This is a genomic window from Acetobacter sacchari, assembly GCF_017377715.1.
GTDB lineage: Bacteria > Pseudomonadota > Alphaproteobacteria > Acetobacterales > Acetobacteraceae > Acetobacter > Acetobacter sacchari.
In genome coordinates this window covers 1-23,879 of the sequence record NZ_JAFVMF010000017.1, presented here as the reverse complement: position 1 = coordinate 23,879, position 23,879 = coordinate 1, and the positions used below count along the sequence as shown (strand labels likewise).

General features: G+C 59.2%; 29 protein-coding genes. 8 read left to right on the top strand and 21 right to left on the bottom strand.

Annotation, left to right across the window (positions count from 1 at the left end; all coding sequences use genetic code 11):
* Positions 1 to 6 precede the first annotated feature (6 nt).
* From J2D73_RS14815 to J2D73_RS14800, 4 genes are all read right to left on the bottom strand, one after another.
* Positions 7 to 681 (bottom strand): peroxiredoxin-like family protein, encoded by a 675-nt coding sequence (locus J2D73_RS14815; RefSeq protein ID WP_207882546.1) that lies wholly within the window; start codon positions 679 to 681, stop codon positions 7 to 9.
* A gap of 107 nt (positions 682 to 788) precedes the next feature.
* Positions 789 to 1,883, bottom strand: coding sequence for an alkene reductase (locus tag J2D73_RS14810; RefSeq protein ID WP_207882544.1), 1,095 nt, complete (start codon positions 1,881 to 1,883; stop codon positions 789 to 791).
* 25 nt (positions 1,884 to 1,908) lie between these two features.
* Complete coding sequence (locus J2D73_RS14805) at positions 1,909 to 2,544, bottom strand: glutathione S-transferase family protein (RefSeq protein WP_207882542.1); 636 nt, start codon at positions 2,542 to 2,544, stop codon at positions 1,909 to 1,911.
* On the bottom strand, positions 2,537 to 2,767 hold the full coding sequence (locus J2D73_RS14800) for a hypothetical protein (RefSeq protein WP_176612597.1): 231 nt from the start codon (positions 2,765 to 2,767) through the stop codon (positions 2,537 to 2,539). The genes J2D73_RS14805 and J2D73_RS14800 overlap by 8 nt, the downstream gene beginning before the upstream one ends.
* A gap of 45 nt (positions 2,768 to 2,812) precedes the next feature.
* On the opposite strand from J2D73_RS14800, the gene J2D73_RS14795 reads away from it, so the two are divergent.
* From J2D73_RS14795 to J2D73_RS14780, 4 genes are all read left to right on the top strand, one after another.
* Complete coding sequence (locus tag J2D73_RS14795; RefSeq protein ID WP_183116699.1) at positions 2,813 to 3,697, top strand: LysR family transcriptional regulator; 885 nt, start codon at positions 2,813 to 2,815, stop codon at positions 3,695 to 3,697.
* A 521-nt stretch (positions 3,698 to 4,218) separates the two neighbouring features.
* Positions 4,219 to 4,626 carry a VOC family protein gene (locus tag J2D73_RS14790; protein ID WP_012553554.1) on the top strand — a complete coding sequence of 136 codons (408 nt, stop codon included), beginning with the start codon at positions 4,219 to 4,221 and terminating at the stop codon, positions 4,624 to 4,626.
* Between the two features lie 265 nt (positions 4,627 to 4,891).
* Positions 4,892 to 6,154 (top strand): MFS transporter, encoded by a 1,263-nt coding sequence (locus J2D73_RS14785; protein WP_207882540.1) that lies wholly within the window; start codon positions 4,892 to 4,894, stop codon positions 6,152 to 6,154.
* The gene (locus J2D73_RS14780; protein WP_176612595.1) at positions 6,151 to 7,404 is read left to right on the top strand and encodes an arsenic transporter; all 1,254 of its coding nucleotides are present in this window, start codon (positions 6,151 to 6,153) and stop codon (positions 7,402 to 7,404) included. The genes J2D73_RS14785 and J2D73_RS14780 overlap by 4 nt, the downstream gene beginning before the upstream one ends.
* A 247-nt stretch (positions 7,405 to 7,651) precedes the next feature.
* Here the strand turns inward: J2D73_RS14780 and ftrA are convergent, their stop codons facing one another.
* Positions 7,652 to 8,677 carry a transcriptional regulator FtrA gene (ftrA, locus tag J2D73_RS14775; protein ID WP_176612606.1) on the bottom strand — a complete coding sequence of 342 codons (1,026 nt, stop codon included), beginning with the start codon at positions 8,675 to 8,677 and terminating at the stop codon, positions 7,652 to 7,654.
* A gap of 118 nt (positions 8,678 to 8,795) precedes the next feature.
* Here ftrA and J2D73_RS14770 point away from each other — a divergent pair, with 118 nt between their 5' ends.
* Positions 8,796 to 9,410: a glutathione S-transferase gene (locus J2D73_RS14770; protein ID WP_176612594.1), complete on the top strand. Its 615-nt coding sequence runs from the start codon at positions 8,796 to 8,798 to the stop codon at positions 9,408 to 9,410.
* A 16-nt stretch (positions 9,411 to 9,426) separates the two neighbouring features.
* Positions 9,427 to 10,113, top strand: a complete 687-nt coding sequence (locus J2D73_RS14765; protein ID WP_176612593.1) for a glutathione S-transferase N-terminal domain-containing protein — start codon at positions 9,427 to 9,429, stop codon at positions 10,111 to 10,113.
* A gap of 192 nt (positions 10,114 to 10,305) precedes the next feature.
* Here the strand turns inward: J2D73_RS14765 and J2D73_RS14760 are convergent, their stop codons facing one another.
* The 15 genes from J2D73_RS14760 to J2D73_RS14690 all read right to left on the bottom strand — a co-directional run bounded on the left by J2D73_RS14760 (position 10,306) and on the right by J2D73_RS14690 (position 21,169).
* Positions 10,306 to 11,499: a DUF4238 domain-containing protein gene (locus J2D73_RS14760; protein WP_176612592.1), complete on the bottom strand. Its 1,194-nt coding sequence runs from the start codon at positions 11,497 to 11,499 to the stop codon at positions 10,306 to 10,308.
* A 233-nt stretch (positions 11,500 to 11,732) separates the two neighbouring features.
* Complete coding sequence (locus tag J2D73_RS14755) at positions 11,733 to 12,251, bottom strand: RES domain-containing protein (RefSeq protein ID WP_207882536.1); 519 nt, start codon at positions 12,249 to 12,251, stop codon at positions 11,733 to 11,735.
* Positions 12,248 to 12,613: an antitoxin Xre/MbcA/ParS toxin-binding domain-containing protein gene (locus tag J2D73_RS14750; protein WP_012553916.1), complete on the bottom strand. Its 366-nt coding sequence runs from the start codon at positions 12,611 to 12,613 to the stop codon at positions 12,248 to 12,250. Before J2D73_RS14750 ends, J2D73_RS14755 begins: the two co-directional genes overlap by 4 nt.
* 467 nt (positions 12,614 to 13,080) lie before the next feature.
* Positions 13,081 to 13,584, bottom strand: coding sequence for a hypothetical protein (locus J2D73_RS14745; protein WP_207882534.1), 504 nt, complete (start codon positions 13,582 to 13,584; stop codon positions 13,081 to 13,083).
* Between the two features lie 93 nt (positions 13,585 to 13,677).
* Entirely contained in the window at positions 13,678 to 14,253 is a 576-nt protein-coding gene (locus J2D73_RS20885; RefSeq protein ID WP_243429984.1) for a winged helix-turn-helix transcriptional regulator, read from the bottom strand.
* On the bottom strand, positions 14,250 to 14,699 hold the full coding sequence (locus J2D73_RS14735) for a CopG family transcriptional regulator (RefSeq protein ID WP_207882533.1): 450 nt from the start codon (positions 14,697 to 14,699) through the stop codon (positions 14,250 to 14,252). Before J2D73_RS14735 ends, J2D73_RS20885 begins: the two co-directional genes overlap by 4 nt.
* A 114-nt stretch (positions 14,700 to 14,813) precedes the next feature.
* The gene (locus J2D73_RS14730; RefSeq protein WP_207882532.1) at positions 14,814 to 16,610 is read right to left on the bottom strand and encodes a relaxase/mobilization nuclease domain-containing protein; all 1,797 of its coding nucleotides are present in this window, start codon (positions 16,608 to 16,610) and stop codon (positions 14,814 to 14,816) included.
* A 244-nt stretch (positions 16,611 to 16,854) separates the two neighbouring features.
* Positions 16,855 to 17,532 carry a lytic transglycosylase domain-containing protein gene (locus J2D73_RS14725; protein WP_408736851.1) on the bottom strand — a complete coding sequence of 226 codons (678 nt, stop codon included), beginning with the start codon at positions 17,530 to 17,532 and terminating at the stop codon, positions 16,855 to 16,857.
* Positions 17,519 to 17,857 (bottom strand): DUF736 domain-containing protein, encoded by a 339-nt coding sequence (locus J2D73_RS14720; RefSeq protein ID WP_207882531.1) that lies wholly within the window; start codon positions 17,855 to 17,857, stop codon positions 17,519 to 17,521. The genes J2D73_RS14725 and J2D73_RS14720 overlap by 14 nt, the downstream gene beginning before the upstream one ends.
* 25 nt (positions 17,858 to 17,882) lie before the next feature.
* Complete coding sequence (locus J2D73_RS14715; RefSeq protein ID WP_207882530.1) at positions 17,883 to 18,452, bottom strand: S26 family signal peptidase; 570 nt, start codon at positions 18,450 to 18,452, stop codon at positions 17,883 to 17,885.
* A complete protein-coding gene (locus J2D73_RS14710; RefSeq protein WP_207882631.1) occupies positions 18,449 to 18,934 on the bottom strand; it encodes a DUF2840 domain-containing protein in 486 nt (161 codons plus the stop codon). The genes J2D73_RS14715 and J2D73_RS14710 overlap by 4 nt, the downstream gene beginning before the upstream one ends.
* 5 nt (positions 18,935 to 18,939) lie before the next feature.
* Positions 18,940 to 19,248, bottom strand: coding sequence for a helix-turn-helix transcriptional regulator (locus J2D73_RS14705; protein ID WP_207882529.1), 309 nt, complete (start codon positions 19,246 to 19,248; stop codon positions 18,940 to 18,942).
* A 160-nt stretch (positions 19,249 to 19,408) separates the two neighbouring features.
* Complete coding sequence (locus tag J2D73_RS21185; RefSeq protein ID WP_207882528.1) at positions 19,409 to 20,035, bottom strand: DNA -binding domain-containing protein; 627 nt, start codon at positions 20,033 to 20,035, stop codon at positions 19,409 to 19,411.
* Complete coding sequence (locus tag J2D73_RS14695; RefSeq protein WP_207882527.1) at positions 19,986 to 20,195, bottom strand: transcriptional regulator domain-containing protein; 210 nt, start codon at positions 20,193 to 20,195, stop codon at positions 19,986 to 19,988. The genes J2D73_RS21185 and J2D73_RS14695 overlap by 50 nt, the downstream gene beginning before the upstream one ends.
* A 278-nt stretch (positions 20,196 to 20,473) precedes the next feature.
* Complete coding sequence (locus tag J2D73_RS14690; protein ID WP_207882525.1) at positions 20,474 to 21,169, bottom strand: O-methyltransferase; 696 nt, start codon at positions 21,167 to 21,169, stop codon at positions 20,474 to 20,476.
* Here J2D73_RS14690 and J2D73_RS14685 point away from each other — a divergent pair.
* Positions 21,168 to 21,854, top strand: coding sequence for a TetR/AcrR family transcriptional regulator (locus J2D73_RS14685; RefSeq protein WP_207882523.1), 687 nt, complete (start codon positions 21,168 to 21,170; stop codon positions 21,852 to 21,854). The genes J2D73_RS14690 and J2D73_RS14685 overlap by 2 nt on opposite strands.
* A 103-nt stretch (positions 21,855 to 21,957) precedes the next feature.
* Here the strand turns inward: J2D73_RS14685 and J2D73_RS14680 are convergent, their stop codons facing one another.
* Positions 21,958 to 22,638 carry a DNA methyltransferase gene (locus tag J2D73_RS14680; protein WP_207882521.1) on the bottom strand — a complete coding sequence of 227 codons (681 nt, stop codon included), beginning with the start codon at positions 22,636 to 22,638 and terminating at the stop codon, positions 21,958 to 21,960.
* Positions 22,639 to 23,529: 891 nt separating this feature from the next.
* Here J2D73_RS14680 and J2D73_RS14675 point away from each other — a divergent pair.
* Positions 23,530 to 23,859, top strand: coding sequence for a reverse transcriptase family protein (locus J2D73_RS14675; RefSeq protein ID WP_207882519.1), 330 nt, complete (start codon positions 23,530 to 23,532; stop codon positions 23,857 to 23,859).
* The last annotated feature ends 20 nt before the right edge of the window (positions 23,860 to 23,879 follow it).

Below are 23,879 nucleotides of genomic sequence, written 5' to 3'. Positions count from 1 at the left end.
TGCTGATCAGGCCGTGACGTTCGCCGCCTTGCGCAGGGCCGGCAGCATGTCTTCAGGCTCAGGGCGGCGGGTATAGTCCGGGTTGACCTCGGCATAGAGAATCACGCCGTCCTGGCCGATCACGAAGCGGCCCGGCATTGGCAGGGTCCAGCTTTCGTCACCGTTGAAGCCCGGCAGGTCGTTCTTCAGGTTCTTGTACAGATCGACCAGATAATCCGGCAGCGCGAAACGCAGACCGAATTTCGCCGCAACATCGTTGTGCGTATCGGAAAGGATCGGGAAATCGAGCTCGTTCTGACGCACCGACTTGCGACTGTTGACCGCTGTCTGCGGCGAAATGGCGATCAGGCTCGCGCCGAGGTCACGGAACGACGGCAGTGCGGCTTCGAGCGCCTGAAGTTCCATGTTGCAGTAAGGGCACCAGACACCGCGATAGAAGCTGACGACCAGCGGCCCCTTCGCCAGAAGATCGGCGGAGGAGACAGGGTTGCCTTCCGGATCGTTCAGCGTGAAAGCCGGGGCCTTGTCACCGGCCTTGAGCGCCTTCCCGGCGGCGCCGGATGCGATCAGTTCGGCGGTGGCGCGGTGCATCACCTCGATGACCGCATGCGGCACGTTATAGGGCGGCTTGCCGGCTTCGAAATCAGCCTTGAAGGCATCGAGTTTCGCCTGAAGTGACATGGTTGTTTCCTTTGTCAGTCGTTGCGACATGCTTGAGATAGAGCGGTCTGCTGCATGGGGGATGACGGCTCGGACGACTATCGGTCATTCCGGGCCGGAATGGGATTTCAACCGACGGATTCAAGCGCCGGATAATCGGTGTAGCCATGCGCATCGCCGCCGTAGAAGGTCGAACGGTCATAAGGGTTCAGCGGCAGATTGCGCCGCAGACGCTCCGGCAGATCGGGATTGCTGATGAACGCCCGCCCGAAAGCGACGGCATCGGCGTCGCCCGCCCGGATGATCGCCTCGGCACTGGCGCCATCGAAGCCGCCGGCGGCGATCAGCGTGCCGCTGAACGCACCGCGCAAATGCCGGGCTGCGACCGCATCGCTCTCGGCGATCAGTTCCGTGCCCTTGATGCGCGGCTCGACGACATGGAGATAGGCGATGCCCATTTCGTCCAGCTTCTCCGCAACATAGCCGAAGGTCTCCTGCGGGTTGCTGTCGGACATCGAACCGTAAGTGCCGTTTGGGCTCAGCCGCACGCCGATACGATCCGCCCCCCACACATCGATGGCCGCCTGCGTCACTTCCAGCAGGAAGCGCGCGCGGTTTTCGATCGGGCCGCCATATTCATCGGTGCGGTGGTTGGTGCTGTCCTGCAAAAACTGGTCGGGCAGGTAACCATTCGCACCGTGGATTTCCACACCATCGAAACCGGCTGCTTTCGCACGCGCCGCGCCCTGCCGGAACTGCTCGATCACGCCGGGAATTTCATGAAGCGCCAGCGCGCGCGGCATCGAGAACGGCGCCGGCCCGTTCGGCGTGTAGGCATCTCCTTCCGCCTGGATGGCGGAGGGTGCCACGGGCGCGCCACCGTCCGGCTGAAGATCGCGGTGGGACTGCCGTCCGACGTGCCAGAGCTGCATGACGATCTTGCCGCCGCCGGCATGCACGGCGTCGGTCACCGTGCGCCAGCCATCGATCTGCGCATCGTCGTAGATGCCGGGTGCCCCGGCATAACCGTATCCTTCCCGCGCGACAGGCGTGGCTTCGGACACGATGAGCCCGCCATGCGATGTGCGTTGGGCGTAATATTCGCGCATGAGCGCACCGGCCATGTCGCCGGGTTCCGAACGCATGCGGGTGAGCGGCGCCATGACGACCCGATGGTCGAGCGACAGCGCGCCTGCCCTGAAAGGCGTGAAAAGCATGGACATGATGTTTTCCTTGAAGAGAATGATGTCAGTCTTGCGGGACGAGTGCTTCGACGCGGGCGATGCCGCGTTGCACGGCCGGGCGTGCTTCGACCGTTTCGTACCAGCGGGCGACATGCGGTGTGTCACTGAACGTGATGTTGGGAAAACCACGACGCCACAGCCAGCCGAAATGGGCGATGTCCGCGATGGTGAAGTCTTCCCCGGCGACGAAGGGGCGGTCCGCCAGCGCGCCGTCGAGCACGCCCAGGGTGCGTGCCGCTTCGGCGGCGAAACGCTCGATGGCAAGGGGCTGAGGCACGGCGGCGAAGCGCTGGAAGAAGCCGGACTGGCCGAAAGCCGGGCTCAGACCGGAAGCGTGAAAGAAAAGCTGCTCGAAAACGCGGGCGCGCTCTTCGCCGCTGGCAGGCAGGAGCCGCCCGGTTTTCTCGGCGAGATAAACGAGGATCGCCGCAGATTCCGAGAGGACGAAGGGATCGCTGCTCTCGGGCGTATCGACGAGGACCGGCACCTTGCCGTTGGGATTCATCCTGAGGAAATCTGGTCTCTTCTGCTCGCCCTTACGGACATTGACGCTGTGCAGCGTATAGGGAAGCCCCATCTCCTCGAGCGCGATCGGCACCTTGGCGCTGTTGGGCGTCGCGAAAGCATAGACATCAAGCATCGTCGTTTTCTCCTCCATGGCTGACCTGCGGGCTGGAGAGGGCATGCCCGAGCAATGCCATCAGGGCATGAAGCGGGCTGCCAGTGAGCTGGAAGGCGAGCATGCCGTGTGCGATGGCCGGTTCGGACGCTGCGGTCATGAAGGGTCCGAACATCGAATTTTCTTTCTCTCTGGCCCGGCCTGTCCGGACGAAAGAGACGATATCTTCCATGCCGCTCGACATGGCAGTCGTCTCGGGGCGATAAAGGTCATTCCTCGGAGGAATGGTATGGACCGATATCAGGCAATGACCACGTTCGTGCGCGTGGTGGAGACGGGCTCGTTCTCAGCCGCGGCGCGTCAGCTTGGCGTGGGGCAGCCGGCGGTTTCCAAAACTGTGGCACAGCTCGAGGCCCGGCTTCAGGTCAGCTTGCTGATCCGCACCACGCACGGCCTGACGCCGACCGAAGCCGGGCAGAACTTCTATGAACGCGCGCGCAACGCCATCCAGGAGGCGGACGAGGCGGAACTCGCCGCCAAGGGGGCGGGCATCGGGCTGTCCGGACGATTGCGGGTGTCGGCGGCGACGACGTTTTCGCGCCTGCATGTGATTCCGAAATTACCTGAATTTCTGGCGGCGCATCCGCAACTCGATGTCGATTTCCTCCTCGACGACCGGATGATCGATCTCGTGGCGGAGGGCGTCGATATCTCCCTGCGCATGGGTGCGCTTTCCGATTCCACGGCCGTTGCGAGAAAAATCGCGACCGGCCGGCGATCGGTCATCGCAACGCCCGCCTATCTGGCGCGTGCGGGAATACCGTGGCACCCTGCGGATCTCGCGAACCACGACACCGTCATCTACAGTCAACTGCCGAGCGTCTGGTCGTTCACGCGGGATGGGGCGGCGGTGTCGGTTTCCGTCTCGGGACGGCTGCGCGTCAGCGCCGCCGAAGGATTGCGCGCCGCGATACTGGCGGACATGGGCCTGACCATCACGTCGGACTGGATGTTCGCACCGGAACTGGAACGCGGCGCCGTCGTGCGGGTGCTGGAAGGGTGGTCGTTGTCCCCCATCGATCTCTGGGCCGTTTTCCCGGCCGGTCGCATGATGACCGCGAAAGCACGCCAGTTCGCAGGATTCGTTGAGGATCTGATGAATTCGGTGGCGTGAGCGGTCTGGCGGCCAATTTCCAAAATGGAAGTCCTACCCATGATAACGAAGTGCCGTCGACCGTGTTTGCTGCGAAATATCTTTGGCTACGCCTCACTATGAGGGTCGCCTTTCAAAGCCGTTTCACCAAAAATGTCGGCGTTCGGGCAACTGTCATAACCGCTCGCGTGTCCGTCATGAGGGCGATAGGGGTAAGTCCGCTTAGCGCGACAAGCAGACAAGCTGCTCCCGCCCTCATATCGGTCATTTTTTGTTTTCCAATGGACGTCTCGTAAGCGGACATAGCTGAAGATGTCGCTTGACCGCTGATGCTGGCATCAGCAAAGTCGTGTTTGCCTAAAAAGACAGCGATACAGGTAGGGTGATAACCTGTGGTCTCTCCGGAGACAGTCACGCTTGAGCGAATAAACCCGCTCTTGGCCATGGCCGGACACGACGAGGATAGGCCTCGTCCGTGGTCGGTCGTCGCTGTCCAGATTGCGACCGGCTCGTGTCCGTCTCACCGACGGAAAGACACAGTCATGAAGCTGAACCATATCAATCTCTACAGCCAAGATACTGAGGCTGATCGCGTGATGTTCGAACAGTATTTCGGCCTGCGCACTCTCGTTGTACGTGGGATCAAGATGGCCATCATGGAGGACAATGATGGGCTGGTGCTGATCGTCAATCATTTCGACAACAAGCTCGAAGGCTTCGATTATCCCAGGCAATTCGACATCCTGCACATTGGTTTCATCCAGAAGTCTCGCAAGGACGTTGATGCTCTTTATGAGCGCCTAAGCGCCGATGGCTGGGAGGTGCAGGCTCCACGCAACGCGCATGGGGCGTGGTGCTTCTATTTTCGAGCGAAAGGGGGTTATTTTATCGAAGTGACGACATTAACGCCGGTTCGCCCCGAAGAAGCATATCGGAGAGCCCCATGTTAATGCTGGGCACGAGAGGCTCAGCAACCTGAACGACCCTTCTGATTTAGGATGCGGGATGAAGGAAATATTAGCATGCCTGTCGATTATATTAAATAACGGATAAATATTTTTATAGATTGATCCTTTTTGTGTTAAAAATACTTTATTATACGGGGCAAATGGCAATGAATATTCCAATAAACTCAACAAAAAGCAGAGGAAAAATAGTTTTGTAACTTATTCTTTCGAACGCAGTTAAGGCTTGCTGCTGAACGAAGAGAACGTGATGACCCAGCCTCGTACCGCCACAGTCGTTACTGATGAAACTCCTGCTATTCTGGGGTTCAATCGGGCCTTGCTCGCCTTATGCGCTCTCAATTTCTTCATGGCGGACGTCCAGGCGGGGATAGGGCCATTTCTGGGCGTTTTTCTTCAGCGTCACGGGTGGCAGACGGGACCGATCGGAACCGTCATGACCGCGGGTGGAGTTGCAGGCATGCTTGCCACCATTCCCGCAGGCGCGCTGATTGATCACACGACGAAAAAGCGGTTGCTCGTCATTGTGGCAGCGCTCTGCACGATTTCCGCCTCCCTTCTTCTCCTGAGTTCACAATCCGTGGCCGTTGTGACAGTCAGTCAACTCGCAACCGCTCTGGCCGGCGCTGGAATTGGCCCTCTGATGGCGGCCATAACGCTCGGGATCGTGCGCCAGAAAGGCTTCAACACACAGATCGGTCGTAACCAAGCCTGGAACCACGCCGGCAATATGGCCGGGGCCGGACTGTCCGGCTGGCTGGGATGGCAGTTTGGCCTCTCAGCGATTTTCTTTCTTGAAGTGGCCTTCGGTCTGTTCGCCATTTCTGCGGTGCTCCTAATCCCGGAAAAATCCATAGATCATAAAGCTGCACGCGGACTGGACGATAAACCCGCTCACGATGAGGGAACGGCCGAGGGGTTACGATCCTTTCTGCGACACAAGCCTCTTCTCATTCTGGCGAGCTGTCTGTGTTTCTTCCATCTCGGAAATGCCGCGATGCTCCCACTTTACGGTATGGCGGTCGTCAGTGCAGGCAAAGGCAATCCAGCCATGTTCACGGCGATGACCGTGATGGTCGCACAGGCTGTGATGATCATCGTGAGCCTGCTGGCCATACGTTTCGTCAGGGACCGTGGTTACTGGTTCGTCCTGCTGATATCGTTCGCCGCCCTGCCGCTGCGTGGTTTGATCGCGGGAAGCTTCATCCAGCATTGGGGGGTATGGCCGGTGCAGTTCCTCGATGGGATCGGTGCGGGGCTTCAGAGTGTCGCCGTGCCGGGTCTGGTGGCCAGACTGCTGAACGGAACCGGACGGATCAATATCGGACAGGGCGTCGTCATGACGGCGCAGGGCATTGGAGCAAGCCTTTCTCCGGCGCTGGGAGGATGGCTTGCCGAAGATCTGGGATATCCCGTGGCGTTTTATAGTCTGGGCTGCTTTGCAATCGTATCGCTCGGGCTCTGGATAGGCTCGGCATCCACCCTGCGATCTGCCGATCAGGCGTCGGCATGACCTTTCACCAGGAGGCAATCTGGACGATCGCTGTTCTGGCGACGGCCGGTGTTATTCTTCGACCGTTCCGAACCCCGGAGTGGGTGTGGGCCGTCATCGGAGCCACGCTTCTCATGGTGACGGGGCTGATCCCCCTCACCATGGCGGGGGCCGGTCTCGTGAAAGGCGGCGATGTTTATCTGTTTCTGATCGGCATGATGCTGCTCAGTGAAACGGCGCGTGCAAACGGACTGTTCGACTGGATCGCGACCTGGGCCGTCAATCATGCCGCAGGTTCAACGGCAAAGCTGTTCACACTGGTCTATCTGGCCGGTGTCGTGGTGACGACGTTCATGTCCAACGATGCGACGGCTGTTGTGCTGACACCGGCCGTGTTCGCAGCGGCAAAAAAAGCAAAAGCTGATCCCCTTCCGCTGTTGTTTGCCTGCGCACTCGTCGCCAATGCGGCAAGCTTTGTCCTGCCTGTCTCCAATCCGGCGAACCTGGTTCTGTATGACGGCGCACTCCCCGCGCTGGGATCATGGATGAGGTCGTTCGCGCTCCCGTCGCTCCTGGCGATCATGACGACCTATCTGGTTTTGCGCCTCATCGAACGGTCACACCTGCATCAGGACTGCGCCTCCCAGGTTGAAACAACTCCGTTAACCGTGGGCGGCAAAGCGGCTTTTGTCGGCATCGTCCTGACCGCGCTTCTGCTTGTCACAGTGTCTGCATGTGATCTGTCTCTCGGCTTACCAACAGCGCTCGCCGGTATTGGGACAGCATTAGGCGTCTCAGCGCTGGCACGACGATCGCCGATTGCGCTCATGAGGGATATTTCATGGGGCGTTCTCCCTCTGGTCGGCGGTCTGTTCGTTCTGGTAGCCGCCGTCGAGAGTACGGGAGTGGTCGGGGTGCTTGCCAACCTGCTTCAGCAAGCCGCCAACACCGATCCTGTCACTGCTGCCTGGGGGGCGGGCGCTCTTCTGGCGTTCATCTCCAACATCATGAACAACCTGCCTGCCGGATTGATTGCCAGTGAGACAGTTGCGCATACTCATGTATCGCGACAGGTAATTGATACCCTGTTGATCGGCGTGGATCTTGGCCCAAATCTTTCCGTGACGGGATCTCTGGCCACAATCCTCTGGTTGCAGGTGATCCGTCGAGAAGGCGAAGAGGTCGGGTTTCTACAATTTCTCAGGGTTGGCGCCGTGGCCATGCCCGTTGCGCTCTTCATGGCACTCGGCGCTCGGCTTTTGATCGGGTGACGGCCGCGGTGATCCTGTCGCTGCTCGCCTTGCCAGCGATCAGCCTGACGCTCCTGGCTGCGTTGCACATCGCATAATCTGTCAATCCCTCTCGACCATCGGCGAATAACGAGAAGTGTTGCGGACCATCCGCTTTCCCCCCATAGCGACCAGAATGCTTGCATTGTTTACACGCAGAACAGGAAGTTCGAAGCAAACCCATCGGATGAAAGCTTCGATTGTCGCGCACCTGAGATTAATCCTGCCTTTAGATTTCGGAAATTAACTCCAAGCACGTATCAGGATTCTGAATAGAGGACGTGGCCACTGGATCGTGCGTTTGGAAGCGGGATCGGTAATTGGCTGGAGAAAATCCGGTTGAGGTGCGGAAATGCTGACGAAAATTCGTCGTCGTGCCAAAGCCAGCGTTCTGTGCAACAGCATCAACAGAAAGGGTCGTCTCCTCCAGCAAGTCGCGCGCGTAGGCAATGCGTTGCCGCTTGATCCACTCACCAGGTGCCAGCCCTGTCGCTTCGTAAATATGTCGATGGACGGTTCGGACGCTGACATGAGCTATCTCGGCCATGCGCTCAAGAGACCACTTTTCGCCGATCCTTTTCTGCACCGTTTCAAGGAGTTCCGAAAGCCGCGCGCCCGATGGAGCAGGAAGAGATCGTTCGATGAACTGCGACTGGCCGCCGTCTCTATGTGCTGCGATGACCAGTCTGCGCGCTACGCTGTTTGCAGCCTTCGCTCCAAAATCCTTCCGGACAATATGCAGACACAGGTCGAGACCTGCAGCACTTCCTGCAGATGTCAGAATGTCTCCTTCATCCACATAAAGCGCATCTCCTTCAACCACGATGTCAGGATATCGGGACGCTAATATTGAAGCATGACGCCAATGCGTTGTTGCTCGTTTGCCTGCGAGCAGACCGGCTTGCGCCAGAACGAATGCTGCACCGCAAATCGAGACGATTCTGATTCCTGTCGCATGTGCCCGGCGGAGCGCGTTGAGCAATAAAGGAGGTGCCACAGCATCTGGCCCGCGCCAGCCCGGAATGATGATCGTGTCAGCGCCATCGAGAAGCTCTAGTCCGCCGGCTGCTTCCAGTCGCAGACCGCCTGCGGCCCGAATCGGTTCCGGTTCAGCAGCGGCCGTAAGGCAGCGATACCAGTCTGGCCCCATTTCTGGGCGTGAAAGGCCGAATACCTCGAAGGCGCAACCGAATTCAAAGGTGCAAAGCTGGTCATACGCCATGATGACGACGAGGGGACTGGCGCTATTTGGCATGATCCTTACGGTAAAGGCTAATCCGGCCACTTACAATACCGCTGTCTGCTCGTTAGCGTCGTCGTGAACGGGATCACCGATCCTGCAGGTAAATCATCTCGCACCTAGGATTGATCCCATGAAGCTGATCGGAATGCTCGACTCTCCCTATGTGCGCCGTGTCGCTATATCCTTTCACCTTCAGGGCATAAGCTTCGACCACCAGCCATTATCCGTATTCTCGGCGTATGACTCCTTCGCGACGATCAATCCGGTCGTGAAGGCACCCACACTGGTCACGGACGATGGGACTGTGCTGATGGACTCCGGGCTGATCCTTGAACTGGGCGAGCGACTGGCGCCCCCGCACCTCAAACTGATGCCCTGCGATATGGAAGCGTATCTCCGGTCACAGCGGATTATCAGCTTTGCACTCGCAGCCTGCGAGAAGACAGTACAGATCGTCTACGAGCGCAATCTTCGTCCTCCCGAAAAACAGTACCAGCCCTGGGTTGATCGCGTTCATGCCCAGTTGATCGCTGCGTATCGGCTCCTTGAAGCGGAAGTCAGTCAGACCAGCGCATGGTTGTTTGACGAGCGACCGCTTCAGGCGGACGTCAGTAGTGCGGTCGCTTTCCGTTTTTCTCTCCACATGCTGCCGGAGATCATCGAGGCCAAAGCCTATCCAGCCCTTGATGCTCTTTCCGCGCGCGCGGAAGCGACAGAGGGCTTTTCCGCGTTTTCTTTCGCATGACACATTGAGCGGATATATGAGCGATTTAATCGACCTCTATTACTGGCCGACACCCAATGGCTGGAAAATCACCATCATGCTGGAGGAAGTCGGTGTCCCCTATAGGTTGAATTTAGTCAATCTCGTCAAGGACGGGCAATTCGAGCCTGCATTTCTGAAGCTTTCCCCAAACAACCGCATTCCGGCGCTGGTTGACCCACAGGGGCCGGACGGAGAACCGATTTCGGTTTTTGAGTCGGGAGCTATTCTCCAATATCTCGGCCGCAAGTTCCGGCGTTTCTATCCGCGTGAAGAACGGAAGCGTGTTGAGGTCGAGCAGTGGCTGTTCTGGCAGGTGGGGGGGCTTGGGCCAATGGCAGGGCAGGCTCACCATTTCCGGCAGCATGCTCCAATTCCGATCGATTATGCTATCGAACGATATACGCGGGAAGTCGAGCGCCTGTATGGTGTGCTTGAACGTCGCCTGAGGGATCGAGAGTATCTCGCGGGGGATTACTCAGTGGCCGATATCGCTTGTATCGGCTGGATCGTGCCGCATGAGAAGCAGGGTCAGCATCTTGGAAGTTTTCCCCGCCTGAAAATGTGGTTCGATACCGTGATGGCAAGGCCCGCTGTGATACGCGGTATGGCATTCGGACGCGAGCAACGGGAAAAGACCGACTTTGCGGCAATTGCCAGCGTCCGGGATCATCATTCTCCCTGAGAAAAAAACCTTTTGCTCACCAGCCCCAACCCGATACGGATACGGTATAAGAAGACAAGCTGCAAACGCCTATTTCTCGGACATCGGAGCGCCGCCTCAAGTTTCCTCAAAGCGGACATAGCTCGTGGCTTACGGCTGAACGACGGGAGCTTCCCGCAGAATTTGAGCCGCCAAGGGTGCAGGCACCCAGGTTCAGCCTGTTTTCGCCGCGTTTGCGCTCGCCCGTTCCCGTAGGATTCGTAGCAAAAACTGAGGCGGCATGGTGCGGACGTGAAATTCCTCTGGCGGGATTAACCCGGCGTTCAATGCGGCGGTCATCCGGTGAACGTGGAGGGCCCAGTCAGGATCTCGCAACGGCAGCGTGCCCACGTTCACGAGAGGCGGCGGGGACATTCGATTCCGAAACAGAGGCATCTTAAGGGCCCGGCTTGGCCGCTGCGCCTGCACACTGATGACCTTCGCCCGCCTGGTTCCTTCGAGCTGGACCTCATCCTCGCAGACCGACACCTGCTCGTTCCGACGAAGCTCTGCAAGTCGATCGCGATCCGGCGTCCAGCGCGGCGGATCGTCACTGGGCCTGAAGTAGATGTTGTCCAGGGCGTTGGCCCATTGGAACTCGTTCAGGGCCGTCACGATGCTCGCCGAGGGCAGCTTAACGACGTTACTGGCCGGACTGCCCAGCGAATAGGTTTTTTCGTCGTAGAAGACGACTGCGTAATCGGGTGAGATGGGCATGACAAACTGCAGGCCGAGGTTAGCCAAACCAAGCACCGAGATTTCTGCACCGCTGTAGAGCCCGTTGTGTTTGACGGCTGGGTGGTCGCCCAAAACAAAGGGCGTCGAGCTCACATTGTGGAGCAGCTTGATCTTCAGATCGAGAATCACAGGAGTTTCCAGGGCCGCAGGCCGGAGCGCCTCTGCGGCGGGCTCGGTGAGTTCAATAGTTAGGTCGTCGAGCGCGGCGAGAAGTTCGGGATCGGTCAGCGTGTTCCGTAGCATCAATTTGCCGACCTTGTTGGCCATCTCATTAGCCGCGACGGCGGCCTGTGCCGTCCGCGCCGACTGGATGAGCAGGAAGGTCGCTAGCACGCGGTGATCGGCGCTGTATCGCTTCGGGGGCCGGCCGGTCGCGATCATTCGCCGCAGGACAGAGCTGGCACCGCCTTCGATCTGCCCCAGAGCATGCTCGCTCTTTCCGTCGCGGCCGTAGAACCAATCCCGGCAGGCTTGATGCTTGAGGCTCGCTCCTGTGACGATTCTGCCGGAGCGTAAGTTGTAAAGGCCCACCGATGAGCCATCGACGGAGAAAAATCGCAGCAGGAACTGTGGCACGAAGTGATGGCTCTTATTCAGCGGCATCAGGTTTGAATCCCTTTCGAAGCCCATAGCGCCAAGCCTGGCCGTTTATACAGGTTAACCGCCGCCATTTCCAAAGAGCGGACGTTCACGCGAAACGTAACTAATGTCGTGGTCTGGTCGATAGTCGTCATGAACGTGGAAGCTGCAAATGACTGCTTTCAATCATCCCTTCCCAATAGCCGACATTCTGCTGCCCCCCATAGAAGTCGTCACTCCTCGGTGCTGGGAGCTCCATTCGGCAGTTTTACTCTCCGGTTAGCTTATGACCACGACGCTGCCGTTATAGGCAGTCGCCTCTCATCATCAATGACGGTTACGCGGGAGGACAGGCTGTCCGACCATGCCCAGAAGACGAGGTTTCTGTCATTTTCTGTCGCTCCAGGGGCAAAGCTCGGGACGATGACGCCAGCAGTTCCATTCGCCATGAGTGCCTTAGCTAGTTCCCATGACGGCGGTGTCTTGCCCTGGTCAGCGAGGTTTTCCCAAGGACAGGCCAAGATGGCAGGTGAGAAGTCCAGGTTGTTAAAATTGGAGAGATCGGTCAGATCGAGGACTGGTTCGCTATCGACGTCATAAGCGCAGATGGTCAAAGGTTGCGGTTTGAATGGGAAACCCTGCTGGGCTTCGAGCCATGCAGTCTCCATCCGAAGTGACGTGTAAAGGGCAGGTGTGCCAATCGGGTTGAAGCGTCCTCCGTGAAGAGCCGCACCGTCGCCTGATAACGGGGTGAAAGACCAGCGGGGATTGTGAGCCCTGAATACCCGTCCGGTAAACCTCACGCGTAACCGCCGGTTGCAATCCGATCCAGATAGCGCCGGACGGCATCGGCGCGTCCTTCCCGAACAAGCGCTTCGGCAGTCTGATCACCGAAGGAGGGTAGGGGTTGTGACCGGTACCATGCGAAAGCCTGTTGGGCCGAGCCCGCCCATGGCCGGACGCGATTGAGGATCTCGACCATGTCGCGCAGTCTCGCTTGGGTGGCGGGGCGGCCGAGGCGTGCGCTTTTGGAGACGGCGTCACGTGACAGGCCCAGTGTTATGGCCAGTTCACCCCTTGTGATGTGTAGGATATTGCTCAGCCGTTCCGCGGCGACCAGTCCTGATTGATCGAAGGCGTCGGAGAGGAATGTGGTCTCAGACATGACCGGGTGCCTCATATATTGACCATGATATGGGATCATATATGAGGCGGATTGCCTATGGCAAGGATTTCAATTGGATATGCCCATGCGCTTTGGCATGGTGACTTTGTCATGCGGCGAGACAGGGTATCTCTCGATCCACCAATCGCAAGTATCGTTGGTTGTCTTCCCCCGCAACCATGAATTCCGTTTAAAAACAAACACGTAGGCCGCCTCATGGGCGGCCTTTGGCATTTCCACACCCACAACTGGAATCATATAGGAATCATTCGGGAGAGAAATCTCGCGTAGTTTCCGGACGCGCGGGGGTGTGACAGGGGCGAGCAGGGAAGGGCACGAATCGGTGAAGGAGCCCCATGTTCTCCTAGAGCTTTTCCACCGAACTCCGGTCCGGTGGAAAAGCTCTATCTTAGTGTTTGAAGAGCATCTTCACCCGTTCAAATGATTCCATTTGAACGGGATCTGCTCTAGCCCATGGTCGGTTTTGCCAATAAGCCAGCCGGACAAGTGCCGGAGTTAATGATCGCGGTGTGTGTTGAGCTTCCAACGAATGTAGTAGCTGACCAAAAAGAAAATGCAGAAAAAATCAGAGACACCGGAACGATTACGTGGATCAAACCACTGTATCGCAGAAAACTATTTCTCGGACGAATTATTTCGGCACAGTGTTTTATAGCCAGCATAATAACAGTCATAGAAAGAGATATGCTACTTAATGCCATCGAGGTTCGAAGATGCGCGGATGCCGCTGCATATAATTGCTGGTTTCCACAGTCACTCGAAAACATTAATGCATGATATGTTGGGTAGGCTGATGAAACGATCCCCAAAAGGGCTCCACTAAAGATAATATTTGGCTTCAAAGATGAAGATAAAATATCACTTAGTTCTTTCCCAGTTATAAAATCGAATATGATACTTTTTATATTATTATTCTTCTTCTTATTTTTTGGGGTGAGAAAGGATGTCATTGCCATATATCCATATTTTCATTATAGGTATGAGAATAATGCACAGAAAATCATCATAAGAAAATTGCGGCGTCACTCTTCAAGAAATCTTAATCATCTTGCTGTGTAGCGCATTGTCCTGAAGGTGAATGAACCTTCAAGGTCGCTTATTCGAGGCGTCCCGTCGTGCTGCCGGATAGCGATCAAGCCGCAGACACCCCATTCGCCTAGCGCCTCGACGAGCGGTCGTAAACTTTCCCCTTCATCCGTCGGTCGATACTCAACGCGAAGTGGACCTTTTGTGATCACGGTCCGACTGATCAGCCCGGACTCTTCAAGTTCACGTAGCTGTTTCGTCAGAAGACGTTGCGTGACGCCGGGTATTTCCTGATACTCCCGCGTCGTGGTGCAGGCATGGAGCTTCGCAAGCTCGCGTTGCGTCATGACATTCCTTCCGAACGCATCATGATTCACGACGCTGCCATCGACCGGCTGCTCGTACTCGCCCGTCACGGAGATAAGATTCTGCTCGTAACGGAAGGCGCTACGGGTATCAAAATGGATGGTGTCGTCTTCCGACCGGTCTTGGAGGAAGGTGGCCCAGCGGCAGTCGATCTCGCCTTGTGCTGGCGGGATGAGGAAAGCGATCCTGTTCTGACCCGCTTTATCGAATCGGCGCGGCAAACTCATGAGGACGGCACCTCTTTTCCTGGTGTCGGTGACGTCTGACGCATCGCGGGAATATCGAGCGGGATATCGTCGCGGAACGACCGCCCCTGGGACAGACGACGCCCCAGCGTGTCCAGAAACCGGGCAAAGCGTTCCTGCCCCAGCGCATTGGCGGCGGCCTGCGCCTCGGCAGGGAGCGGCGGCATCTGTCCCAGCCAGAAGCGAATGAACAGGGCGTGCGTTTCCAGCGCGATCATCAGGTCGCGTTCCTGCCGCTGCATCTGGCGCGTCAGCCGGTCCAGTCGGCGTGTGAGGGCCGCTTCCGTTTTCTCGGCGCTGTCGGGCGACAAAAGCGAGGCGACCGCCGCCTCCACCACGGCGGAGCGCGTCACCTTCCGGCGCGCGGCAAGATCACCGATCTGCGAGATCATGGCGACAGGCAGGGAGACGTTCAGGCGGTCACGCATGGAAACCCTCCATGAAAAGCCATGATGTGACCGAAAGATTTTTTCCGGAACAAGACTGAAACTGCGTCGAGTGTACCGAGGCGAACGACAGCGTGAAAAGAACGGGGGAATGGATCACATGCTGATCCCGAGATCGCGTTTGCGGTCGTGCCGCCAGTCGACGCCCCCGTCATCACGGGCAACGCCATCGACATACCGGTCGTGCTGCTTCTCCAGAGACGGTGCCCAGGGCACAAGCTGGAAGCCCATGCCGTTGTCGATCATGGCGAACCGACCCGAGGACAGGCTGAGGCGTTTCACATACTGGCCGGTGACGAAATTGCCCGGAATGCTGCGCTCGTAGGCCAGCCCGCTTTCCTTCGCGAGTTTTCCGCCCACCTGATCGAGTTCCTGCTGACGTAGCGTGGCTAGGAGATTGCGTTGATAGCGGGTGGAGCCATCGGCATGGAACGAAGCCAGCCCGCGATCCGCAAGATGACGGGTGCGTTCCTGCATCGCCTGCCGCACCTCGGCCCCGAAGCCGGTGCGAGCGAGGTCCATCGGCTGGCGTTCCACCAGCCGGTGATCCAGCCATGTTGCGCCCGGCGCTTTGACCTGGGCGGCAAGGTCCAGATCGGAACGCGCGGACAGCACCAGATAATCCCTGCCGCTTGTCTTGCCTATGACAGCTCGCACCTCGACGATGCCGCCATCGGGTGGCGCGTCGCGGAACGCCTCCACGCCGGGGAAGCGGACATGATGCACCCGGCCGTCGGTGGCGTCGATCACGGCATAGGCTTCGCCTGTCAGTTCGTTGTGCAGTCCACGCTCTAATAGGCGGCCGGTCAGCGCGGTCGGATGATCGCGATCGGCGATCACGTAATCACCGGCGGAGATTGCCCGCTCATGGTCGCGCCCTGTCATGGCGCGGTGCATGGTTTTGATGATATCGTCGCGCGCGCCCATTTCGCGCAGCGTGTCCGCCATGCCAGGCGCGAGCGACCAGCGTCCCGATCCTTCGGGCGTGGCCAGCCCCATGCGTTCCAGTGTCTGCGCCCTGCCGGTCAGCAGCGCGCGATGCGCTGCATTTTGCCCGGGGTCGCGAGCGTCCCCAGCGTCGGGTCGTAGGTCCACGGTCCCCAGGTCATCGGCATGACGCTGCAACTCGGCGTCGAGCCGCGTCCAACGCTCTGCGCTCACGTCCTGGCGCAACGCGGCCTCGATCTCGTGCTCGGCGCGCGGGCCGAGTTCGAGCGACACCAGATCCTCCGCCCGAGAGCGCAGTCCGTGGCTGATATAGTCACGGGCGATGACCAGATCGGCTCCGTCCTGATCCACACCCCGCACGATCAGATGCACATGCGGATTGTCCGTGTTCCAATGCGACACGGCGGCCCAGTCCAGCCTTGTGCCGAGATCGACTTCCATCTGCGTCACGAGGTCACGGGTAAAACCGTCGAGGTCGGCCATCTCCGGCGCGTCCTCGGGCGAGATGATGAAGCGGAAATGATGCCGGTCGTCCTTGCACCGCGCGGCGAAATCCCCTGCGTCCACCTCCTGGCCGTTCGGGCCGAACAGATGCGCTTTCTCGTCGTCGCGGGTGACGCCATCCCGACGCAGATAGGCGAGATGATCGGCCAGCGATCCGGGACGCGCGCCGCGCCCACTTTGTCGCACCACGCGAGCCTTCACAGTGACGCGGCGATGAGCGTCGAAGAGACGGCTTTTTCCAAACCGGGAATGGCCTCGCCCGAAGGTCGAGGGGCCGGAGCGCGGACTGCCTCCTTTTCCCTTTCCGGGGCTGCCGCTACTGCCTCCACCCGCACGGCGGGAGGCATGAAGCACCTGTGCCAGAAAGCTGCGGGGCCGGGCCGCGTGTCCCGTGCTTCGGATGTGGCCCGGACGGACACGGAAATCCTCATCGCGGGCCATCAGAACCTCCCTGTGCAGGAAAACCCCGCAGGGAAGCCGCACACAATCCAAAACCCTGCACACGACCGACCCGAAATGCACACGGAAAGACGAGGCGCGACCGCGCTTCGTCGTCCGACGTGGCAGGCCGTTTTATCTTGCCTTCCCTTTTTTATTCTTTCTGATGTCGGTCGAATACATGAAGAGACACCGAAAAATCCACGCCACGATATCACAACACTGCGCCAACACCGCAAACAAGACGTCACGGCGCGCTCCTTTGCGATACGGAGACGAACAGGCCGTGAGGTGGGGCGGTGGATCGCATCACCTGAACGAAAATCGGCATCACCTCGGGCGCATCTTGGGCCGCATCTCGGGATGCAAACGGGCCGACGAAAAGCCGACTTCCGGATGACAGTTCGCCGTGCGGTCGGACGACAAAACCCGCGTCGAAAACCGGATCGCCAACCGACTCTCCGCGCAGCAGCCGGGCGACTCTCGCGACGTATTTTTTCGTCTCGTCGGGAAGCGTTCGACTGCTTCTCAACAGTTCCTCGTACCGTCCGGGACCGGCATTGTAGGCAGCGAGGAAACCCGCATCGCCGTAGCGGTCATGCAACCAGCGGAGATAGGCCGCACCCGCAGTGATGTTGTCGCGCGGATCGCATGGATCGCTCCCCAGATTCAGCGCCGCGCGAAGCTCCCGCCATGTGTCGGGCATGATCTGCATAAGGCCCATCGCACCCTTGGGTGATACCGCCGACGCATCACCTGTACTCTCCGCGCGCATCACCGCCGTGATCCACGCGGGCGGGATGTTCGCGCGTGTGGCGGCCTCGGCGACATAGGCATCGAACGGCGCGGCGCTGGCCGTCTGCAAAGCGGCTGCAAGCCCGCTGCAAATTGGCAGCAGCATGAGCGCCGTTTTAACGCGGGCCATGACGCCACTCGGGCCGGTTCCAGACTAGCCGGAAGCTGTCGGCGCTGTCGCGGTCTGGCATCAGCCGGACGCGCAGAGGGCGCACGAACAGCGGATCGTCGATCATCACGGCGAGCCACAGGCCGATGCGCTCGCCCTGCCGTGCCCAGGCGCAGCCGACGTCCGTCCCGTCATCATCCAGCCCACGCAGGACGCGATAATCGGGGGCGTTTTCCGAGGTGCGGTTTTCGTTCGGGATGATGGCAAGATCGTCGGCCATAAGAAAGGATGTGATCTGCCCGAAAAATCTGTTTTCTGTGCGGGTGAAGGTGCCAAGATGGATCATTGGACTGGTCTTTCCTGTTGGGGGTTCATTGCAGCGGCGGGGGCAGCAGCACGGGTGACGGCATTTCGTACGAACGAGGTTCGGCGCGCCCGGTGGTGATCCAGACCGGGACAGCCCTGCCGATCACGGACGCTGCGGGCAGCGGGCCGAAATACCGTCCGTCGAGGCTGCGCGGTTCCGCCGGGTTCATGATGAAAATCTCGTCAGGCGAGAGACGATGACATCCTTGCCAGAGAGGGAGAGGGCGTCCCCGATGATCGCTATCGAGCGCGTCGCCAGCACGTTCGCCGTCGATCGTGACACTGTCTTTGGTCCGGCACACATTCTGCCCCGGCAATGCCGCTACCGGTTTCAGCAGTGGAACACCGAACGGCAGATAACCTCGCTGCGCCAGCAACAGCGCCAGCCGGTCGGGCAACCGGATCGTGGCAATATCCCCGACATGAAGCGCGCTGCCGGGCTGGACGCGATACAGCCCGACCGGCACGCTGGACGTCTCGTTCCACAACAGCCGGGGCGCGACATGCAGGGATGCGGAGACGGTGACAGTGGCGATCCCCACGAACGTTGCGGCCAGCACGGAACGCCGGGTCATGACGCGAGCCTCTTGCGCGCCAGCCATGCCTTGTGCATGGCGCGCGTGTAGGGGCGGGAGGCCACGTTGGCGGCGATGCGACCGTTAAGGACGCGCCAGCGATCGGGGCAGATTTCGGCGGGGTGGAGCCCGAGTTCCTCGATGGCGTCGATCTCTTCCAGCACGCGGCGGACCTTCGGCCAGCCGGACACGTCCAGCAGCAATTCACCGCCGGGCCGTACGAAAGGGACGGTCTGGAAAGGTTCGTGCATATCCACGGCGCGCACGATGTCGAAACAGGATACGACCGTTCCGTAATCATTGGCAGTCCAGCGGATGAAGCCGAACACGCTGCCCGGCGTGAAGGCGACCAGACGGCGGCGCTTGTCCAGCACCTTGTCGGACACCGGCTGACCGAAGCGTAGCCAGTGTTCGACCCGCTTCTCGATAAAGGTCAGTTCCACCGTGGTTAGACCGAACAGGGCGGCGTCGGAAGCATCCATGCCGGTCATGGTTCCCGCCTCCGGGCGCGCCGCGCGTCGACGACGGACGTGTACGTATCATCGGAGGTGTGGGCGCAGCGATGGGCCTGAAGCCAGGCTTCCACGTCGGAGCGAGCATAAAGGACGCGCTGCCCGAGTTTGAGGAAGGCAGGGCCTTCGCCGACGCAGCGGTATTTCTCCAGGGTGCGGGGCGAGAGGCCGAGCAGTTCGGCGACCTCGGTGGTGCGCAGATAGTCGCGCAGGAAGCGCGCGGGGACTGGGCGCGGCGGTGGCAGCGTCAGCGCGGGTGGTGACGCTGGTTTGTCGTGGGTCATGGAAACCTCCTGTCGGCGCTTCGTGCTTCAGGGCGTGAAGCGGTGGCGCTTACGGGAGGCTGTCGGGAAAAATGCCGTCAGGGAGTGGAGGAAATGACGCGCGCGGATTTCTCCACCCCAAATGCGTAACCTGTCGTGGGCAGGCGTAGGAATGGGTACGTCAAAGCCCGTCCAGAAGGCTCACATAACCTCCGTGAACGAGGGCGCTTCCTTCGTCACGGAGCGTACGGGCCATGGTGCGCAGGGACGAATCGCGCCACACATCGTCGGGCGTCGTCAGGGCGATTGGGTCGAGCAGCGTCGCGGCGATCTGCCGCAGGCTCGCGTCTGCGGTTGCCAGATCGTAGGCGTGCAGGCGCAGGACAAGTTGGCGATGGCGAGCGGGAGTGATCCGGCGAGGATGGCGCGCTGGCAGGCGGTGGCCGAGCACGACGGCGGAGAACCGCAAGGCTTCGTCCGATCGGCGGCGATAATGGGGATCGAGGGGGAGATGCACAGCCGGGCGCGTAGTGGCGTTCCAGCCGCCATGCAGCGAGACGGTAAAGGTAGAGCCGCCGCTGGCCAGCACGACGACCTGCCCCAGCCGGTCGGCTCTATGAAGAACCTGTTTTCCTATGGCCGGGAAAGCGGGCAGGGGTGGCGGATCGAAGATGTCGAGGGCAGGTGTCAGGCTGATGACGCTGGTCGTGGCGCGGCTTTGCCATATGATGGGAACGCGGGTGACGGGAATGTCCGGGTCATGCGGGAAAACGCAACCTCCAGCGCTGGCAGAAAACGTCCCATTCACCGCCGGGATCGGGGCCTCCCGCCGCGACCAGGCTGGATGTCTCGACGTAATCGTCGCGGTAGGAACGCCAGCGCCGCATGAAGGCACCTGCGAGCCCGGCATCGTCCAGACGTTTCAGTGCGATCAGATCAGTCTCGGACTGCCAGATGTCGATCGGCATGGTGGGCGATCTCCTGTCTTTGCGGGCTCCGTGGGTGGTGGGGACAGATGATGATCCTTGGCGGGATTCCTGTTTGCATAGTGCGAAGGGCGCATCACGAAACGGCGTGATGTGCGTCACATGAATCATGAATTAACGTGCGGCCCCTGAGGGATGCTCCGCTCGCGGTGCGGAGCGCCGCGTTGTCTCGCTTCGTTGTGGAGCGCTCAGAGGGGTAAATGATCGCAAAAAGAGCCATAATGAATACGTAATGACATTGCCTGTTGTTTTGCGGATAATCAGGCGCGCACCGCTACGTCGTGAGCGAAGGTTTGTCCCAACGCCTGTGTAGTGATGCTGGCCATGCGATATCCGTTAGCCGGGGTTGCCAGATAGGAAAGGTAGGCTGCTGCGCGACCGCCGTCGTCACCATCGAGATCGGCGCGATCGCTGATTACCAGGCCGCCTTTCCGTAATGCAGGCTCCAGCAGGAGCAGGAGATCAAGGTAGAGCCCTTTAGACGCATCCAGCAGGATAAGGTCGATCGACTCAGGAAGGTCACGCGACAACGTGGCGCGGGCGTCTCCGATGCGAATGTCCACGAGGTCCGCCAGTCCTGCCTCTCGCAGGTTTGCGGAAGCCCTTTCTGCTTTGTCGGGGAGAAGTTCCGATGTCACCAGTCGGCCCCCGCCATTGTCGCGTAAAGCCGCTGCGAGAAATAATGTTGAAACACCGAAGGACGTGCCGAATTCGATGATATGTTGGGCTCTGGTGCTGCGCGTCAGAATATAGAGCAGGGCGCCGAACTCGGGCGTAACGGGTAGTCTGGCATCTTTCATGGCCTCGTAGAAACCACGCTGGCCGTCATGTGTCAGTCCTTTGGCTTGCGCCAATTGGCGTATCGCTGGATCTTGCGAGAGTGTCTCGGAATAAAGGCGATCAATCACACACTGAATCTGCGGTGCGAATTGTGGACGAAAGAGGGGGGTGATCATGGTGACTCCGCAAGGAAAACGAGAGGCATCCAAGAGTAATGGTATGGTCGCCGGTGGCGTTACTCGTATTTTCGTAGAGGGAGCCGACCTGTCATTTGCGCCAAGGAAATGGCCGCATCAGGCACGCTCAGAAGCGACGATCGACGCTATTTTAGAGGCGACTGCTCAGCTTCTGGAAACGGGACGAAGTTTCAGTACCAACGCTATCGCCGAACGTGCTGGCGTGGGAATTGCCACGCTCTACCAATATTTTGAGAACAAGGAGAGCGTCGTCGCGGCACTTAGTCGTCGGGTAAGGGAAACACTGGTCGATGATGTTGCGTCATTACTCGAAACCGCTTGCTCGTTGCCACTTTTCGAGGGTGTGCGCTGTCTGGTCGTCGCTGCGGTGAAGGCGGACAAGAGCCGTCCATCGCTTACGGTCCGGCTTGATCGGTTGGAGGCGGCTCTTTCTTTGGAAGCGGATCATCTGCTGGTAGCGGCTGAGCTTTGCGCGATTGTTGCGTCGTTCCTCAAGTGTCAGGGAATTGTTCAGGAGGACGATGCACAAATTCTGGCAGATGACCTGTGCACGATAACAGGGGCACTTATTGACGCTGCACACAATCGACAGATGCCTATCGATGATTTTCTGATTGACCGTATTACGCGAAGGCTGGTCGCGATTATTCAGGGCGCGCTTTAAGTAGAGTGGTTATTAATGCGGTCTTGTTTTTTCGCCGATCCGTGAGGATCGGCGCGCGACTATTTCGTAGTGCGTAAAAGGCCGGAAAGGGGTGGGAAGCGACTTACGCCGCCGCCCGCCTCTCGCCCCAGTAAGCCAACCGCCGGGATGCCGTGGCGGCGTAGGTTTCGTCCAGTTCCATGCCCAGCCAGTCGCGGCCAAGATGCTGCGCGGCGACCAGAGATGAACCGGAGCCGCAAAACGGGTCCATGACCAGACCATCGGGAGGGCAGAACGCATGAACCAGTGGTAGCAGCGCTGCGACTGGCTTCTGCGTCGGGTGTATCTTGTTGCCGGAATAGGGCATGTCGATCACGTCCGGGATGGGCTGGCGGGGCAGCTTCGCGTCACCCTTGGCCAGCAGGTAAGCCGCCTCGTGGGTGTAGCGCACGAACCGGGCGGAGGACGCATAGGACTTGCGGAAGATGATATGTCCCACGGGCCGGAAGCTTGCCGCCTTCCATGCCGCCATAAACAGGTCAATCCGGTTCCAGGCGTAGAAAGACGCGGCAAAGCCGCCATCTTTCAGAACGCGGTGCATCTGGTTGAACGCGGGCCGGAGCCATGCGGCGTTGTTGTCATTGCGCACCGTGCGCCCGTCGCGGCCCCGGTAGTTCACCAGATAGGGCGGGTCGGTGAGGATGAAATCCACGCTCCTGCGCGGCATCGTCCGCATGAGGGAAACACTGTCACCGCAAAGGATGGTGTGGCGGAAATCGGTCGCCGTGTTCGTGTTGTCGGTCATGGTCTTTGCCCTTTGTTCCGCGAGGAACAGCCCCCGCTGTTCCTCTGCCTCGCGGCGAGCAGCGGGGTAGCAACGACAATGGCGACCGGAGGGGAGGGGGATCACCCGCGTCTGCACGGAGCGCAGCGCAGGAAGACCGGGGAAACCCCTCCGGGCGGCGTCAGCCTGCTGACGCGAACCCTTGTCGGCGCGAGGGCGGAGCCCTTAGATTTTCACTTTCGAATCGTCAAAATTCAATTGTGACAATTCAAGGGAATGTGACATATAGATACCGTCGACTACGGGCTTCTTGTTCTGACGTCGGTGTGTGTGTGGCGCGACTCTCTCGATCATGATTGTCAAGCCGATTGGCCGTTCTCGCGTATGCAAGGGCAGGCCGAGAGGTTCTCGACGGTCCACTGGCGATGGGTCCGAGGTTTCCGCTGCTGGCAAAGCGTCAGCTTCGGGAAGGCGGATAGGTCGCAAGCTCTCAAAGCCCTCCGACAATAATAATGTCGGTCAACAGGGAGCTAGTTTACACATGCACGAGCACAGGGTCAGGGCAGGTCGAAACCGTGGGGCGTCGGTCCGGCGCCATCGATTGGGGCTTGTACTTGCTGTCGTCTTGGGATACATTACTCTGGGGCATAGTGGTCTTGCGCCATCCGCGTCAGGTGGCTTGGAAGCAAGCGTTCGCTTCGAGGTTGTCGGGGTGCAGGATTCTTCGGCAGAGCTTGTCAAGCCGATTGGCCGTTCTCGCGTATGCAAGGGCAGGCCGAGAGGTTCTCGACGGTCCACTGGCGAGGGGTCCGAGGTTTCCGCTGCTGGCAAAGCGTCAGCTTAGGTGTGGTATTGCTGCTTATCGGGGCGATGTGTGGTAAGCAGCAGCATGCCAACTAAGGATATATAAGATTGGGTAACTCGGCTCTGGTGGAGTTGGGAAAAATTTCAAATCTGGAAATGGTTTGGGAGGATTTCTGGCGCCGTACGAGAGGGAAGACCACTCCAGGCGTGGACGATGTTTCGCCTGCCTTGTTTCGAGAGCAGAAATCTTCTCGGCTTCAATCGATTCATCGTGATTTGCGAAATGGCTATCAGTTTAGCGCGCTTCGTGGAGTGGCGGTTCCAAAAACTGATCCATCAAAGCTGCGCCTGATTTGTGTTCCTACAATCGCTGACCGTATTGTCCAACGGGCTATGTTAAAGGTCTTAGAGCCTGTTTGGAAAATCGGTCTGATGTGATTCAAGCTCTGGATGTGGAC